The organism is Paenibacillus xylanivorans, from assembly GCF_001280595.1.
Classification (GTDB): Bacteria; Bacillota; Bacilli; order Paenibacillales; family Paenibacillaceae; genus Paenibacillus; species Paenibacillus xylanivorans.
Genome location: NZ_LITU01000061.1, coordinates 109,022 through 124,804, shown reverse-complemented (window position 1 = coordinate 124,804; position 15,783 = coordinate 109,022). Strand labels below are relative to the sequence as shown.

At 46.2% G+C, this 15,783-nt stretch carries 14 protein-coding genes and 1 riboswitch; of the genes, 7 read left to right on the top strand and 7 right to left on the bottom strand.

Translation table 11 applies throughout. The annotated features are described in order from the left end of the window. Together AMS66_RS16815 and AMS66_RS16810 are read right to left on the bottom strand one after the other, a co-directional pair. Positions 1–210, bottom strand: a complete 210-nt coding sequence (locus tag AMS66_RS16815) for a hypothetical protein (protein WP_053781938.1) — start codon at positions 208–210, stop codon at positions 1–3. Between the two features lie 134 nt (positions 211–344). Further along, positions 345–1,622, bottom strand: a complete 1,278-nt coding sequence (locus AMS66_RS16810) for a VPS10 domain-containing protein (protein ID WP_053781908.1) — start codon at positions 1,620–1,622, stop codon at positions 345–347. 312 nt (positions 1,623–1,934) lie between these two features. Between AMS66_RS16810 and AMS66_RS16805 the strand changes: the two genes are divergently transcribed. Continuing rightward, positions 1,935–2,864: an L-lactate dehydrogenase gene (locus tag AMS66_RS16805; RefSeq protein WP_053781907.1), complete on the top strand. Its 930-nt coding sequence runs from the start codon at positions 1,935–1,937 to the stop codon at positions 2,862–2,864. A gap of 449 nt (positions 2,865–3,313) precedes the next feature. Here AMS66_RS16805 and AMS66_RS16800 read toward each other — a convergent pair whose 3' ends face one another. From AMS66_RS16800 to AMS66_RS16780, 5 genes are all read right to left on the bottom strand, one after another. Then, positions 3,314–4,246 (bottom strand): tyrosine-type recombinase/integrase, encoded by a 933-nt coding sequence (locus tag AMS66_RS16800; protein WP_053781906.1) that lies wholly within the window; start codon positions 4,244–4,246, stop codon positions 3,314–3,316. 27 nt (positions 4,247–4,273) lie between these two features. Then, positions 4,274–5,347 (bottom strand): hypothetical protein, encoded by a 1,074-nt coding sequence (locus AMS66_RS16795; protein ID WP_053781905.1) that lies wholly within the window; start codon positions 5,345–5,347, stop codon positions 4,274–4,276. 303 nt (positions 5,348–5,650) lie between these two features. After that, positions 5,651–7,090, bottom strand: a complete 1,440-nt coding sequence (locus tag AMS66_RS16790) for an amino acid permease (RefSeq protein WP_053781904.1) — start codon at positions 7,088–7,090, stop codon at positions 5,651–5,653. A gap of 545 nt (positions 7,091–7,635) precedes the next feature. Further along, a complete protein-coding gene (locus AMS66_RS16785) occupies positions 7,636–9,012 on the bottom strand; it encodes an amidohydrolase family protein (protein WP_053781903.1) in 1,377 nt (458 codons plus the stop codon). Between the two features lie 200 nt (positions 9,013–9,212). Continuing rightward, entirely contained in the window at positions 9,213–9,773 is a 561-nt protein-coding gene (locus AMS66_RS16780) for a CGNR zinc finger domain-containing protein (protein ID WP_053781902.1), read from the bottom strand. A 135-nt stretch (positions 9,774–9,908) separates the two neighbouring features. Between AMS66_RS16780 and AMS66_RS16775 the strand changes: the two genes are divergently transcribed. From AMS66_RS16775 to AMS66_RS16750, 6 genes are all read left to right on the top strand, one after another. Further along, positions 9,909–10,406 carry a DinB family protein gene (locus AMS66_RS16775; protein WP_053781901.1) on the top strand — a complete coding sequence of 166 codons (498 nt, stop codon included), beginning with the start codon at positions 9,909–9,911 and terminating at the stop codon, positions 10,404–10,406. Between the two features lie 83 nt (positions 10,407–10,489). Beyond that, positions 10,490–10,641: riboswitch (FMN riboswitch) on the top strand. 144 nt (positions 10,642–10,785) lie between these two features. Further along, positions 10,786–11,766, top strand: coding sequence for a DMT family transporter (locus tag AMS66_RS16770; protein ID WP_053781900.1), 981 nt, complete (start codon positions 10,786–10,788; stop codon positions 11,764–11,766). Between the two features lie 137 nt (positions 11,767–11,903). Continuing rightward, positions 11,904–13,409, top strand: coding sequence for an amidase (locus AMS66_RS16765; protein WP_053781899.1), 1,506 nt, complete (start codon positions 11,904–11,906; stop codon positions 13,407–13,409). A gap of 112 nt (positions 13,410–13,521) precedes the next feature. After that, positions 13,522–14,145, top strand: a complete 624-nt coding sequence (locus AMS66_RS16760) for a DUF1989 domain-containing protein (RefSeq protein WP_236703457.1) — start codon at positions 13,522–13,524, stop codon at positions 14,143–14,145. A 112-nt stretch (positions 14,146–14,257) separates the two neighbouring features. Continuing rightward, positions 14,258–14,884, top strand: coding sequence for a LysE family translocator (locus AMS66_RS16755; protein WP_053781898.1), 627 nt, complete (start codon positions 14,258–14,260; stop codon positions 14,882–14,884). Between the two features lie 83 nt (positions 14,885–14,967). Beyond that, complete coding sequence (locus AMS66_RS16750) at positions 14,968–15,729, top strand: YqcI/YcgG family protein (protein ID WP_053781897.1); 762 nt, start codon at positions 14,968–14,970, stop codon at positions 15,727–15,729. The last annotated feature ends 54 nt before the right edge of the window (positions 15,730–15,783 follow it).

Genomic DNA, 15,783 nt, shown 5'->3' with positions numbered 1-15,783 from the left:
TTAAGCGTACATCAGGTCCATAAATCCGCGGGTTACTTCTCCGCCATCCGTCTGCACCGGTTCATCTGCCTGTACATACTTCGCCATGCAGGCTTTAACTTCTTCCTCAGTGGTACAACGGTTGGCATCATCACATGTGTAGCATAATTGGAGCATGTATCTGGTTAACTCGTCCGCCTGCGTGAATTGAGTTTGTTCATTCGTTCTCATGTTCATCACTCCCATCTCTTCTTGAATTCAATATAACATCATTTGAAGTGATTTATTGTGATTTAATTCACAAACTATATAAAATGAAAAGAAACCCGTAGGTTCCTCTTCAAAAGGCGTTAATTACAACGCAATTATAGTACTTTCCAGCCTACACCGCCGTCCACGGTTTGTAGCAACAGTGATCTCTTGGCATCTGTATTTTCGACCAAAATCCAGCCTAGTTTCGAAGAAACCATTTGGAGCTTGACAATCTCGGGGTAGTCTTTGAGTATGTTTTCCAATACTTCACTTGTAGGAAGTGCCTTCCAGATCTTGCCGGCGTCTTTGGTGTAATAAGTCTTGCCTTTCTGCATGACCCAGCCTTCCAAGGGATTCAGAAATGTAGGAGTCAGACCGCGATTAATTCCGGTTTGTTTATTCAGACTGAACGTGGATAATTGCCAGTTCTCTCCGCCATTGGTTGTAAATAATCCGTTGAATTTGGTGCTTTCCCCCTGAGAACAGGATATAGACATCCAAGCTGTTTGGGCTTCCCGTCCAAAAAACTGTGGCGAGCTGATGTTAAAGTTACCACATCCGTTAAATTTGTTTCGGTCAAAGAACGAAGGTCCAGCCTTCCAATGTTGGCCACCGTCAGCTGTAACATACAATTTCGGTGTACCGAACTCCAGAGCAGTCAAGAACCCGTGATCCGAGTCCGAGAAAGTCATACCTGTTGTATAACCCCGTGTAGGAATCTCTGCAGATGCTGGTTTGCCGTCCTCGTCACTCGACGTCATCTGATTCCAGGTAATACCGCCATCTTCGGTAAGATACAGTTTCTTGTCTTGCTTACCAATGGAAGTATCCACTGTGGTCAGTATCCAACCTTTTTCAGGAGATACAAATGTGATGGCCGTGACCTTATCTGTCTTCGACAAAGAGGACAGGCTCCAGCTCGCTCCTCCGTTGTTGGTCCGGAGAACCATCGTATCTGTTCCGCCCATTCCTTCACGAACAATCCATCCATGTGTACTATCTACAAAATAAATGCTTTGTCCATATTGCGGATTAGCCGGAAACTGTACGTTCTCTGAAGGTGAGATGTTGGTCCAGGTACTTCCCTGATCCTGAGTATAATACAGACGCAGGGCGTTCCGCGTCACTCCCCATGCTAATCCACCGTTCCCATTAAGTAGCTGGAAATCCGTTAAACGGGTCTGAATTTGATATTTGGCTGAATCCGCAGCTTGTGTACTGTTTGCGGGGGGAACAACAGTTAATGTCTGGCCCATATTCCCGTTATCTTCTTGCTCCTGCGGGGGCTCTGCCACCGGGGGCTGTCCCGAATTGGTGCAAGCAGCCAGCAGAGCAGCTATACCGATAGACAGCAATGCTGTCTGCGCGATTTTGATCCATTGCGAACGCAAGTGGTTTCCACCTCTCTCAAACAATAAGCAGGCGCGCATGCCTGTCCATTCATGTTTTTTTTACGATTCATCTGAATCCACTGCTCCTATTCTACCACAAACGATGTCGAAAAGGTTCATCTCTACTCTCTGGAAGCGGACAGAGATCTTTTTACTGCATCTGTTTCTTTTACGGAACGCAAACCAGGTTTTCGACGAAATCCTCCGCAAATAGACATGAAATGTGAAAAAGTTTATAGACATGACTCGCTTTTCACATGCTTATCCCTTAATATGGATGGAAGTATACCCCAAAAAGGAGAGGATATGAAAATGGTAAACAGTGCAGCGCTCAAACCAAGTCGTGTCGTTATTATAGGCATGGGTGCGGTGGGAACAACAACGGGATACACGCTGATGTTAAGACAGCGTTCGTCCGAGTTGGTATTTGTGGATGTGAATCATGATAAGGCTACCGGCGAAATGCTGGATATGAACCACGGACTCCCATTTACCGGAGGCGTAAAAGTATGGGCAGGCGATTACTCGGACTGCAAAGACGCAGATATCATTATTATTACTGCGGGTGCTTCCCAAAAACCAGGAGAGACTCGAATTGATCTGTTGAAGAAAAATGCAAGCATTTTCAAAGAGATCATTGAACGTATTACCGAGGTTAATTCCCATGGTATTCTGTTGATTGCAACCAACCCTGTAGATATTTTGTCCTATACTTCGTGGAAACAAAGCGGTTGGCCCGCTTCCCGTGTGATTGGTTCCGGTACGTTACTGGACAGTGCACGTTTCCGTTATCTGATTGGTAAAAACAAAGGCATTGATCCACGTAGCATTCACGCCCATATTATCGGGGAGCATGGCGATTCCGAAGTACCGGTATGGAGTCTCGCTAACGTTGCAGGAACCGATCTGGAGCTGGATGAAGAGACACAACAGGATATCTTTGACCGGACCAAAAATGCGGCGTATGAGATTATTAATGCCAAAGGAGCCACTTCCTATGCAATTGCGCTCGCTTTGGACCGTATCGTGGCTGCCATTCTGGGCAACGAAGGTTCCGTGCTGAATGTATCCACCTTGCTGGAAGATTATAATGGCGTATCCGATGTATATCTGGGCGTTCCATGTGTAGTTGATCGCAACGGCGTACGTGAGATTCTGCCACTTCCTTTGAATGAGACGGAAAAAGTCGCTTTCCAGGCCTCCGCCAACAAATTGAAGGAACAGATTGCCGGACTGGAGTAACTCCAGGTGTTTGATTAATCACGTTATTTTATCATGAGCAAATAGCGTCACGGTTGTATAACTAAAGGACCACCTGTATCTTCCTTATGAAGATGCGAGTGGTTCTTTGGTCTTGTTAATAAATTATGCCCTGGTCTTAAGCTGCCTGCAAAATTAGCCAGTAGAGCTTAGACTTTCGTATCTTCCAGTTACAATCAAAGTTCAATCTCTGGCTAGTTACATCACTATATTTCAGAGAGACAAGATAAGTAAACATTGATTTCGAAAATCAAGTTTACATAATAATTATTCCGTTAATAATAAGTTGGATTATTTTGTGATTACTGATCATCTCTTATATTTACCATTATATGTATTGATGCTCCTCTAAATCAAAACGAAAAAACCTGTCACTTGGACAGGCTTCTCTGCTGTTTACTTCTTTCTATTATACAATTCAAACTTATCTTTTACATATCAGCCACAAATGCAGGAAGTTTGACATCCAGCAATGCCATCGCTTCCTCCTTCTCGCGGCTGGTTACGTGAGTATATACCGTTGTGGTCTGAATGGAGGAATGACCCAGCAGCTCCTGGACCGTTCGCAGGTCTGCTCCACGTCTAAGCATCATGGTCGCGAATGAGTGACGCAGTTTATGACTGGAATAGTTCACACGCAGATTGGAGGCCGATTCCTGCTGAAAGCGTTCAAAGGTTTCGGTCGATATCAGCTGAATACTGCGAATCGATAATCGTTTTCCTTTTTGTGAGACGAACAATGCCTCTTCCTTCACTCGCCAAGGAGCCAGCCGCTCCTGAAGAGCCTGGGATAACAAGTCGGCAACCGTCTCAGGCACAGGAAGTGTGCGCCATTTCCGGCCCTTACCGAATACGTCCAGTGTGCGCCGTTCCGCATTATAGTCTTTGCAGTTCAAGGCATGAACCTCTCCGACCCGCAATCCCATGTATCCCATTAGCAGAAAAATAGCCAGATTTCGTGTACGGTACTTACCCTCGACTGATTGCAAAAATCGTTCCAAACCGCTTTCGTCAAGAAAGACGGGGGCACGGTTTTGCTCGGTTTTGGATTTCTTGATTCCAAAAGCGGGGTTATTGGTCACCAATTCAAGCTCAATCAATGACTTATAAAAGCAGTTCACCGCTGCGTGTTTCCGGTTCCGCGTCGAGTCACTGACTCCTCTTTCCCGAGCTCGGGACAAGAAGGATAACACATGAAGTTTTTTGACCTGCTCCAGTGACTTTCCATGAATAGAGACGAGAAATTCAGCAACGTCACCTGTGTATGATTTTACCGTATGTCCGGTGTACCCCGCATCTTTCATCCATATGTGAAAAGCTTCAAGCTCATCGGCATATTGCTCCTGAATCTCTTCGGTCATCATCTGTGTTCGTCACCACACTTCTATTTATTAGTCTATAATTACAACGTTGATTAGTGGGATGATCGTTTCGGGTTGTTCCTCACAGCGAGTGAGTACAAATGAAGGCAGTGGATTCTCATGCAGTCCATTCACGGATTCACAGATCTGAACATACAAGTCCATACGTAGTGTATCCCCTTCACCCGCAACATCAATTACAGGCCATTCTTTCTCTAAGCAGGTTGGCCAGTAAGCCAATTCGTTCACCGGCACGATGCTTAATTGTTTACATTCGGGATGCACACGGTATATTCCCGTCGTCTGAGGTTCATCACCCAGCTTGTCTACCGAAATTTCGGTTCTGGAATTTTCATCCGGGGCCGAATAAATTGAATAACACCATGGCGTAACTCCCCAGGCAATCGCCATTAGACCTTCTTCCAGCAAGGTGTCTGACAGGTCGCCTTCACTGAATTGTTCAATCAGATTATGGTTTCCAGAACCGATCAGATCTTCTACCCGTTTTGCCATACGAGGCAGATCTGCGAGAATAAAGCCGCCGCTTCCATAGGAGTCAAATACATGATTCTCTCGTGTCCAGACAGCTTTGGGCGTTGTATTCATCTGCACAGCTTCGGCCGGAAATACACATATGGCAACGGTTACGACCTGGGCATATTTCACCATGGCAAGCTGTTCGGGCTCTAACGGTCCCTCAGCAATACGGGGTGTTTTGATATGCAAGGAAATTCGCAGTTCGTACTCCCCTTCTACAAAGTCCGCCCAATTCAATACGATCGGATGATCTATTCCTTCAATGGGAGCGAGTAAACATGTACTGTCAGGTCCCAAGGCAACCGTATATTGTACAAACCCTAGCTCTTCCCCGTATATGATAATGGCATCTTGTCGATCCAGCGGTGCATTCATATGTTGCGCAACAACCGACACTTTACGTCCATCCTTCAAACGGCGCTGCGGATCAATTTCCAACTGAATTTCGTTTTTGTCCTGTGGACCTGAAATGATTAGCTTCGTCTCGGCAAGTACGGCTGAGTCAGCCAATGCAAAGCCGAAAATCGAATTTTGGTGATGTTGATTGGTATGTAATGGTGTGTCCATGATACATCCCCTCTCCTATGTCTGATGGCATGTCACACCCCCAAATATATGTCATATTTGCCCTGACCGCAACCCTGGTTCCGCTGACAAGGATAGATGTATTGCATATTAGATACCCATATATCGCCTTATCCGTCTCTGCTTTTTTTGGTATTACACGATCTGCTCTCACAAAAAAAGCCCCATACCACGTCGCTTTGGCGACGCAGTATGGGACAATGCCGTTGACTCCATTTACGTATAAAACCAGTTAATTTAATAACTTAACACGATGTCTCTACAATTTAGCTTAAGCTTTAAATGCTATTTTCCTTTTGTTGTTTTGAACGTGTCCGATATCCGCCGTGCCGGGTTCAAATGACTGTGATGGCGACCGTAGGCAAAGTAGATGATTAAACCAATAATTAACCAGCCAAAGAACGTAATCCAGGTCAGAGCCGCGAGACGTGTCATGAGATACATACAGCCAACAGCGCTTAGAATAGGAATCAATGGAACCAAAGGCACACGGAATCCCCTCTTCAGTTCCGGGTTGTTTTTACGAAGTACGATAATCCCCAGACTCACAACCGCGAAAGCAAACAGTGTTCCAATGTTGGTCAACTCCGCCAGGTGGCCAAGTGAGATGAAACCCGAGAATAATGCGACGATGATCCCAGCAACCCAAGTTCCCGTAGCAGGCGTTTGGCTTTTGCCACTGACTTTGGAGAATACCGGAGATAATAGACCGTCCCGTGACATGGAATAAAGCAAGCGTGTCTGACCATACATCATGACAAGTAATACAGTGGTAATCCCTGTAATTGCCCCGAGCGAAACAATCCAGGACAATCCTTTCAACTGTACAAATTCAAAAGCAAAGGCTACCGGATCACTCACATTCAGCATGTGATAAGGCACAATCCCTGTCAGGATCAACGATACGACGATGTAGAGAACAGTACAGATCGCAAGGGATGCAATAATACCGATGGGCAAGTCTCGTTGTGGACGTTTCACTTCTTCAGCGGCTGTAGAGACAGCATCAAAACCGATGTAAGCAAAAAATACGGTTGCCGCCCCTGCGGTTACCCCTGAGATCCCAAACGGAAGGAATGGCTGCCAATTATCCGGCTGCACATAAAATACACCCACACCGATAAAGATCAACACCACAATAATTTTAATTGCTACCATGATTCCGTTGGCACGAGCAGCCTCTTTCACTCCCCGTGTGAGCAGGAATGTAATGATTAACGTGATCATCGCTGCTGTGATGTCAAAATAGGTTCCTTTTTCTGGACTAAATGCACTAGTGAGCGCATGGGGTAACTGTAGTCCGAATCCGGATAATAACGTTTGAAAATATCCAGACCAACCGCTGGCAACAGCGGCACTCGCAAATCCATATTCTAGAATAAGATCCCATCCGAGAATCCAGGCAATGACTTCACCAAAAGCGGTGTAGCTATATGTATACGCACTTCCCGAAGCAGGCACACTGGATGCGAACTCGGAGTAACACAATGCAGCGAAGGCGCAGATTATGCCTGCCAGTAGAAAAGACAGTACCAAACCGGGACCAGCATATGTTGCAGCAGCAACGCCTGTTAATACAAAGATACCCGTACCGATGATCGCACCTACCCCGAGAGTCATCAGATCAAGTGGGCCCAGTACCCTTTTCAAAATGTTGCTTTCGTTATCTCCGGTGGCAATCGGCTTCTTTCTAAATAAGGAAGATCGCTTCTGGTTTTGATTCATACACAGTTTCCTCTCGTATTGAAAATGATGAATGTGTCTCTTTGGTTCAGATATTCTAGTTCGGTTCATCTGTTCTATGAAAAAGACCTTTGTTCTATCTTACCGACCAACTATAAAAAACTATCGATTTCTACACTTTGTCGCGTTGCTTGATTAAATTTATTTTGAGATGATGGCATATTTTGTGTATTACAGGTGGGAATTATCATGATCTGTTGGACAGGGACGAATATGAAAATCGATTTAAAATAAAACTGCGTATAATTTATATTATGCGCAGTTTTTTAATTGCTTTTTTATTAACCAAAACGTTATCTGATCGTTGTTAGATGCACTTATGCAAATGGAGGATCTTTTCGCCTTTTTCCGCTGTCCATTCCTAGCTAATCTTGCGTTGTTTAACAATAAACACTCAAGTTAAAGAGCCGCATATCCCTATGCGGCCCATCAAATGTAAAGCTATTAGATCTATAAGACAGATGAGATCATCCCCTCTCTTCATTTACTGAAGAGAATCCCTCTTTTATTTACATGGTTCATCAAACTTATGAAAACACAATTCGCTCTGCATCCGACATCCGATATTGGGATAGTAGATATTCCTTACTTGCCAATGCCTTCAGACGGACCTCGTTCAGATCGACATGCAGTAGCTTGCCTTCGTGCTTCACCAGCCGACCTGCTACAAACACAGTGTCCACATTGGATGGATTGGCGAATTGAACCACGGCTCCAACCGGATCATGCACCGGGAACAGGTTAAGGTCGGTGGTTCGGATCATAATCAGATCTGCTTCTTTACCTGGAGTAAGCGTGCCAATCTTCCGCTCCAGTCCCAAAGCCTTCGCACCAGCAGAAGTTGCAAATCTCAGAACTTGACTGGATTGCAGATTAAGCTCACCAGGCATTTCGCCCTGCAGCAAAAGTTGTTCATTCCCCCTGGAACGCTCTGCTTGAAGTGCAAATTTCATCTGGGAGAACATATCCCCACCCGTTGATGTTACAACATCGACTCCAAGCGTTGGCGTTCCTCCATTTTCAAGAAAGTAACCCGTTGCCGGATACCCATGCCCCATCATCATCTCCACTTCCGGTGTGACGGACAGTGAAGCGCCGCTATCGGCCAACATTTTATACTCATCCGTATCCATCGTATTTCCGTGTACGACATTCAGACCTGGGCTGAGTAAACCAGCCTCATACATTTTACTTATCGAACGATCTACAGATCCCCAGCTTCCAAAGCCAACATGCATTGAACATATCGCATCCAGCTCTTGCGCAAGCTGAATTTCCTTCACCGTGGTATCCCAATGACTGAACTCCGGACCACGAATAGCAAGGCCAAACGTGAGTAGCTGATCCCGTGAGGAAAAATACTGTTCCTTGACTCTTCTCACATCATTTGAATAAGTCAGCTGGCTCTCTCTGTTCCAGTAGGGTGTCTCACCCGGTACGCCATGAGCGAAAACCGACCGAATGCCAGCATCCCGAAGTCCGCGAATCAGTTCATCCGTGTGCTCCGGTGAATATGGCATACTCCAGTCAAGTACCGTGGTCACCCCAGCATTAAGCGCTTCCAAAGAACCAAGCAAATTGGCGATATAGCTGTCTTGTGGCCGGAATTTACTTCCTATTGCCCCATAGTAGAGATTTTGCAGATAGACCGGCAGTGACCAGTTGGTTCCCGCTGTTTTTACGAGCGACTCCCACACATGCCGGTGCGTATCTACGAGTCCTGGAAGTATGATCATCTCCGATGCATCTATGACTTCGGCTTCCGTACAACTCAGATCTGGCTGGATGGCAGTAATAAGAGAATCCTCAATTAAAACGTCTGCCCGCTTATACTGCCCCACCGACGAATCCATAGACAATACACAACCATTTTTCAGTAGATAACTTGTCCCCACAAGACACATCTCCAATCATTGTTTTTTGTTGGATATACGCTTGAATCTTGGATGTTGATCTCTGACTGAATAACTAGCTGAAATATATTAAGTACATATATATTATATAGCAGTAAATGAAAACATGCAATTTTTGGATTCTAAGTATCCCTCTTTCGATTAGCTTCCTGGCTCAGAAAGCAGAAATCATCCTTTCTCGTTCATACACCTTACTTTTGCTTCTGATTAACCTTCCGTTTTGCCCTAAACCTTCTGACCTTCATCAGATTACCGCACATCTTGTCATCACAATATTTCTGGGTACGACTGCGCGTATCGTCATAGAAAATCCAGCGGCAATCCGTATTGTCACAGATACGAATCCTTCCCCCATCCCCTTCAACCACTGTGATGGCAAAATCACCTGCTACCTCTGCCATGACCTGCTGCCATTGAGTTCCTACAGGAATATGTGAAAGTCTCAGTCCCTCATCTCCAGAGTGCAGTCTTCTGGTGACCTTACCTTCCTCCATCATGGAGTTAAGCCACTCCTGGTCTTCGTCCAATAATGGGTTTCCGGCAGATAAACGAGTTGCAAGAGCGTGCAATTTGCCTCTGAAGCTTCTCAGGGTTCTCTCTTCTTCAGGAGAAGCAGGTATAGGTGCTTTTAGTTGCCATTGTTTTAGAAATTCTTGCTGCCATTCCGTTCTGCCAAGCCTGTCCTCCGAACGATCCCCACCACGCCAGTCATGATAATCACTGTTCACAAAATCAGTCCATAGTCTATCCATAGTACCTCCGCTAAAATGTAACCATTTAAATATAAAAAGATAGTTACATCCATTCAAGTTTGGGTTATATTAATTGTAACCACATTTAAGCACTTTAGCTAGTTACCATGAATTCATTTTAGGGAGGAAAAATCAATGACTACAACAGCAACAGAACTATTGCTCATTCAGAAAGATGACACTTGGGATCAATGCAATTGGATTGTGCCTTTATCCAAGTCGCTCGAAGGACTTACCGCTGAGCAGGCAGCATGGGTTCCAACAACCGGTGGATTAAGCATCTGGCAGTTGGTTAACCATATGTATTATTATAATCATCGCTTGTTGAGTCGCATTCAGGGCATAACTCCTTCCGGTCCACCTGCCGAAAACAATGAATCCACCTTCGGAGATTCCGGCGACCCTTCCAATACCTCTATCTGGAGTACACTTATGCAAAATACAACACAATTAGCCGGACAGCTTCGTGATCAGCTCGCTTCATTAGAAGAATCCGATCTCGAAGCCCCTTACATGGATACGAATGAAAAATGGGCACATGAACTTGCTCGCTGGATACTCCACGATGTGTATCATGCAGGCCAGATTGTATTACTACGCAGACAACAGGGAAGCTGGAATATCATATTCTAAAAAAACACTTGAACTGCTAGCGCTTACAGGAATAAGATGGACTTATTAATGTTACAGCTTGTTCAATACACAATATAATTGAATAGGATCTTCGGGGTAGGGTGCAATTCCCAACCGGCGGTGATGTTCTTCGGAACCAGCCCGCGACTCGCTGTTTGACCCGATGTGGGGATTCAGCGACTGACTTGGTGTGACTCCAAGGCCGACGGTACAGTCCGGATGAGAGAAGATCAACACATTGACATGCCTTTACTGGAAGGTTTCTTTCCGTATGACATGTCAATGATTGAGCCCCCGTTTATTTGGTGTATACCAAAACGGGGGCTTTTGTCGATTTTACCAACTGAAGATTCCGTGTTCTGACGAAGGAGTCCTGAATATGGAAAAGACCCAATCTGCATCAACGATTTACCGCAAGGAACGAAGCAATACCGGATTCTGGCTCGTCGTGCTCGGCGCCGCCCTTTGGGGTGTAGACCCACTGTTTCGTATTATTTTGCTCAAAACGATGACCTCTACTCAGATTGTGCTGGTGGAACATATTATTGTCAGCCTTGTGGCGATTCCCGTCCTGTGGAAGTTCCGGGCCGATCTGAAAAACCTGCGTGCACGCCACTGGATTGCCGTGATCTTTATCTCCTGGGGAGGTTCAGCTCTCGCCACGGTATTATTCACCTTAGCACTTACACATAACGATCCCAATACCGTCTTGTTATTGCAAAAGATGCAGCCGTTATTTGCGATTGTTCTCGCTAAACTTCTGCTGAAAGAAACATTACCTCGTCGCTTCGGTGGACTGTTTATTATTGCACTTGCAGGAACATACCTGCTTACGTTCGGATTTACCCTTCCTCTTGGCAACTGGGACAATTGGGTTCATGCAGGCAGCCTGTTATCGCTGGGTGCAGCTGCCCTTTGGGGCGGCTCAACCGTTATGGGGCGGCTGATGCTGGGGCAGACCCGTTATGAAACAGTCACCTCCCTGCGATTCGTCGTAGCTCTGCCACTGCTAATTTTTATGACGTGGAACGAAGGTGCTGCGTGGACTTTTCCTTCGGGTACAGGTGAGCAGGCAGCTGTGGCACTCAATATTCTAGGCCAGGCATTGCTACCAGGGTTACTGAGTCTTCTGTTATATTACAAAGGCCTCTCTTCCACCAAAGCTTCTGTTGCCACACTCGCGGAACTAAGCTTCCCAATGGCCGGTGTACTGGTAAACTGGATTGCATTCCGTACGCTAATTACTTGGGAACAACTGCTGGGCTTCATCCTCATCTGGATTGCCCTGTTCGCCATCTCCAAACAGCAAGAACGCTCCGCGACTCCGGCTGACGCTGCACCAAAGCTTCGGAAGGATTGAAATTCATATATGACGCAAATCAATCAAGGCACTGCACATCCATCGGGATGTACAGTGCCTTTTGTCTTTTCACTATTCCGGTGGTACGATGATATATGGAACAGTAGATCAAGTCAATTTAGAGAGGAACGATCATCATGTCTTCATCTTCATCATTTTCATATACATCATACGACGCCATCGGCTTGGCTGAATTGGTTCGCGCAAGGGAGATATCCCCTGTCGAATTGCTGGAAGCGGCGTATGCACGCCTGGAAGAAGTAAACCCTCAGCTTAATGCAGTCATTCGTACATATGAAACACGCGCACGTCAGGAAGCGGGTATGGTTCGCCCGGGAGAGCAGCCCTTTGCCGGCGTGCCCTTGTTATTGAAAGATATCTCCCAATCCCTGGAGGGGGAAATCCTCACCTCGGGTTCCCGTCTTCTCAGCGAGCATCGTGCACAGCGGAATTCCAACTTCGTCTCCCGTTTGCGTGATGCAGGATTTATTATCATCGGTCATACCAATACGCCGGAATTCGGCCTGAAAAATATTACTGAACCCCGCCTTCACGGCCCAAGTCGTAATCCATGGAATACCAATCACTCGCCAGGTGGTTCAAGTGGAGGCGCCGCCGCCGCTGTAGCCTCGGGTATTGTTCCTCTTGCGGGAGCCAGTGACGGTGGTGGTTCAATCCGAATTCCTGCTTCATTCAGCGGATTGTTCGGACTCAAACCTACACGTGGACGGACGCCCGTAGGACCGGGGGTTGGTCGTCAGTGGCAGGGTGCATCGATTGATTTTGCCTTGTCTCGCTCCGTTCGCGACAGTGCTGCTTTGCTGGATACATTGCAAGTCATTCAACCCGAAGCTGCGTTTCATGCTCCCCTCTTTCCAGGCAGCTACTTGGCTGATATGAACTACCCTCATCAACGCAAACTGAAAGTCGCATACACGACTGCTTCTCCTGTGGGTACACCTGTGAGTAATGAAGCTAAAGAAGCTGTTTATAAGATGGTTCGCTGGCTGGAAGAACAAGGTCATGAGGTTGAGGAAAAGCTGAGTCCAGTTAATGGTGTCAAATTGATGGAGAACTATTACATGATGAACAGCGGTGAAATGGCGGCGATGATCTCTTCCATGGAACGTTCTATGGGCAGAGCATTAACATCTGATGATATGGAAATCGAGTCCTGGGTTCTGGCTGAAGCCGGCAAAAAGGTATCCGCTGCCGAATTCGTACATAGTTTGGCTGAATGGGATGTTGCCGCAGCCCAGATGTCCACCTTGTTTGAACGGTATGATTTTTATGTCACACCTGTCAATGCTTTTCCAGCACCCAAAATCGGTGAATTGACGCCTCATGATGAACAGATTCAACATCTGATGCGCATAAGCGATTTGGACAAGGTACAGCAGCAACAGTTGATTTATGAGATGTTTGAACCAAGTCTCACGTACACACCGTTCACTCAGCTCGCAAATCTGACGGGTCAACCAGCCATGAGTGTTCCAGTACATCTGACTCCTGAGGGCCTACCCATGGGTGTACAAATAATGGCCACGAAAGGCCGTGAAGACTGGTTGCTTCATCTGGCTAGTCAGCTGGAAACATCCGAACTTTGGGTCGGGATGAAAGGTAATCCACTGTTTCCAGTATAATCTTAGGATACTTCCTATATCATTTCCAAGATGAGCCATATGTCTGCCAAAGTGCATGAAAGCTATGTCAGCTCCGCATACTGAAAACAAAAACAGCGGAGGAATGTGACGAATGAATATGAGTACAACGGAGCGCCATAAAGAGTCCGTTCGGATCCCGGCCAAAACGGGTCATGCCGTCAAGGTGAATAAAGGGTCATTAATTCGGGTGACCGATCTGGAGGGTCAGCAGGTCGTTGATTTTGTTGCATATGATGCTCAAAACGCCAATAATCGGCTTGACCCAGGGGTAACGATGGACGTACTGCGGTCCTACCGGATCAAACCAGGACAGTCCGTGTATTCCAATCATTATCAGCCGCTGCTTAAAATGGTTCGTGACACGGTTGGTGTTCATGATTTCTTCAACTCCGCCTGTCGTCCGGAAATGTATGAAGTGTTATATGACAAAAAGGATCATGCCAGCTGTTATCATAACCTAAATCAGGCTCTGGAACCGTTCGGGATCTTGCCGCCCGATCAGCATTATCCGTTTAATCTGTTTATGAAATCCGTTGTAGATGATCTGGGCAAGATTGATGTCGTAGCTCCAGACTCGCGAGCCGGTGATTATGTGGAGATGGAAGCCTTAACCGATCTGGTTATCGGATTATCAGCCTGCCCTTGTGAAGAAAGTTCTTGCAACGGTTACCACTGCACAGCAATCCAATTGGATGTGGAGCCCATGGCAAATTAAGCGACGGACAGCTTGTTCTAATTCGCTCCAAACGGGAATACGATGACTTGTACCCATATGTGTGTGACTTACCGGTACAATTCGTCGAACCCGTTAAGGAGTGAACGCGTATATGTCTGTACTGTTCAGTTATATTATTCTGGGAATCTCACTATCAGCTCCGATTGGTCCGATTAATGCAGCTCAGTTGGATCGGGGGGCCCGCCATGGATTCATGCATGCCTGGATTTTAGGACTCGGAGCGATGTTTGCCGATTTGGTGTACATGCTCCTGATTTATTTTGGAGTTGCCCATTTTCTGGACACGCCGTTCATGCGCTCTTTTCTTTGGTCTTTTGGCAGCTTTATTCTGGTGTATACCGGTGTGGAAACACTGTCCAAGATAAAAGACGGCATTCAGACCTCTTCTACAGCAGAAGCAAAAGTCGGAAAATCCTTTGTCTCTGGCTTTCTGATGGCCTTATCCAATCCGCTGAATATTTTATTCTGGCTCGGAATTTACGGCTCTATTCTTGCCACAACCGTGAAGCATACCGACACCGCTCATCTACTACTATACAGTTCTGGTATATTCATAGGAATCCTAGTATGGGACGTCATCATGGCTGGCATGGCCAGCCGATTTCATAAACGCAGCAACGAAACCGTCTTGCGCTGGATCTCCATCATCTCAGGAATTTGCCTGATCGGATTTGGCCTGTACTTCGGATACGAAGCAGTACGCTCCATCTTTTTCTGACATAAAAACTACACTGGACAGTCACCCAACGCCATCCACATTAATACGTTAACTGTATCATGTGGAATGGGGTTGGGGAATTCATGGCAGAGCTGTACAGTGCCGATGAAATAAAACCATTATTTAAAGGTCTGCCCGAATGGCAGCAGAATGCTTATTCACAATTCGCCAATATGATTGCAGATGAAGGTAATACGTATCCGTGTGTTCCCGGACGGATGGGTTTTCTCTCCGGCCATCTGAGATACGGATTCACATGTGATCCACATACACAAGCTTCTGCTGAAGATATGGCGGAATTACTTAGTCAATATGGGCTCGTTTCCCGGGACACGGGTCATTACGCTTCTTTGGTCGTCTTTTGCGAGACACCGGATGATTTGAGAAACAACACAACGGTGGAACAGTACCAGTCCTTGTTCTGGGAGATGCTTAACCGGGTAAGCTCACTTGATGAGGCTTCTTGGCCAGATCATATATCCACGGATCCGCATGAGGCCACGTGGGAATTTTGCTTTGGCGGTGAACCTTATTTTTGTTTCTGCGCCACTCCCGCGCACGAGCTCAGAGCCAGTCGACACTTCCCTTATCTGATGTTTGCTTTTCAACCACGGTGGGTGTTTGAATCAATTAATGACAACACACCTCTTGGCCGGAAAATGAAAACCTTGATTCGCAAACGCTTGGAAGCCTATGATGCCGTTCCGGCTCACCCTTCGCTCATGTGGTATGGACAGCAGGATAATCTGGAATGGAAACAATATTTCCTGCCCGATGACGAGCAGGCGCCTTCCAAATGTCCTTTCATGCGCATGAAGCAAGCCATTAGCAAATTGACGAAATAGCGGATACAAAACACCTCAGTAAAGCAATTCAAGAACTCAGCACTCAGCAGATTA

Bases quoted from the DNA above. Each gene is read 5' to 3' on its own strand.
- AMS66_RS16815 (WP_053781938.1), bottom strand. From the start codon at position 210: ATGAGAACGAATGAACAAACTCAATTCACGCAGGCGGACGAGTTAACC.
- AMS66_RS16805 (WP_053781907.1), top strand. From the start codon at position 1,935: ATGGTAAACAGTGCAGCGCTCAAACCAAGTCGTGTCGTTATTATAGGC.
- AMS66_RS16800 (WP_053781906.1), bottom strand. From the start codon at position 4,246: ATGATGACCGAAGAGATTCAGGAGCAATATGCCGATGAGCTTGAAGCT.
- AMS66_RS16795 (WP_053781905.1), bottom strand. From the start codon at position 5,347: ATGGACACACCATTACATACCAATCAACATCACCAAAATTCGATTTTC.
- AMS66_RS16790 (WP_053781904.1), bottom strand. From the start codon at position 7,090: ATGAATCAAAACCAGAAGCGATCTTCCTTATTTAGAAAGAAGCCGATT.
- AMS66_RS16785 (WP_053781903.1), bottom strand. From the start codon at position 9,012: ATGTGTCTTGTGGGGACAAGTTATCTACTGAAAAATGGTTGTGTATTG.
- AMS66_RS16780 (WP_053781902.1), bottom strand. From the start codon at position 9,773: ATGGATAGACTATGGACTGATTTTGTGAACAGTGATTATCATGACTGG.
- AMS66_RS16775 (WP_053781901.1), top strand. From the start codon at position 9,909: ATGACTACAACAGCAACAGAACTATTGCTCATTCAGAAAGATGACACT.
- AMS66_RS16770 (WP_053781900.1), top strand. From the start codon at position 10,786: ATGGAAAAGACCCAATCTGCATCAACGATTTACCGCAAGGAACGAAGC.
- AMS66_RS16765 (WP_053781899.1), top strand. From the start codon at position 11,904: ATGTCTTCATCTTCATCATTTTCATATACATCATACGACGCCATCGGC.
- AMS66_RS16760 (WP_236703457.1), top strand. From the start codon at position 13,522: ATGAATATGAGTACAACGGAGCGCCATAAAGAGTCCGTTCGGATCCCG.
- AMS66_RS16755 (WP_053781898.1), top strand. From the start codon at position 14,258: ATGTCTGTACTGTTCAGTTATATTATTCTGGGAATCTCACTATCAGCT.
- AMS66_RS16750 (WP_053781897.1), top strand. From the start codon at position 14,968: ATGGCAGAGCTGTACAGTGCCGATGAAATAAAACCATTATTTAAAGGT.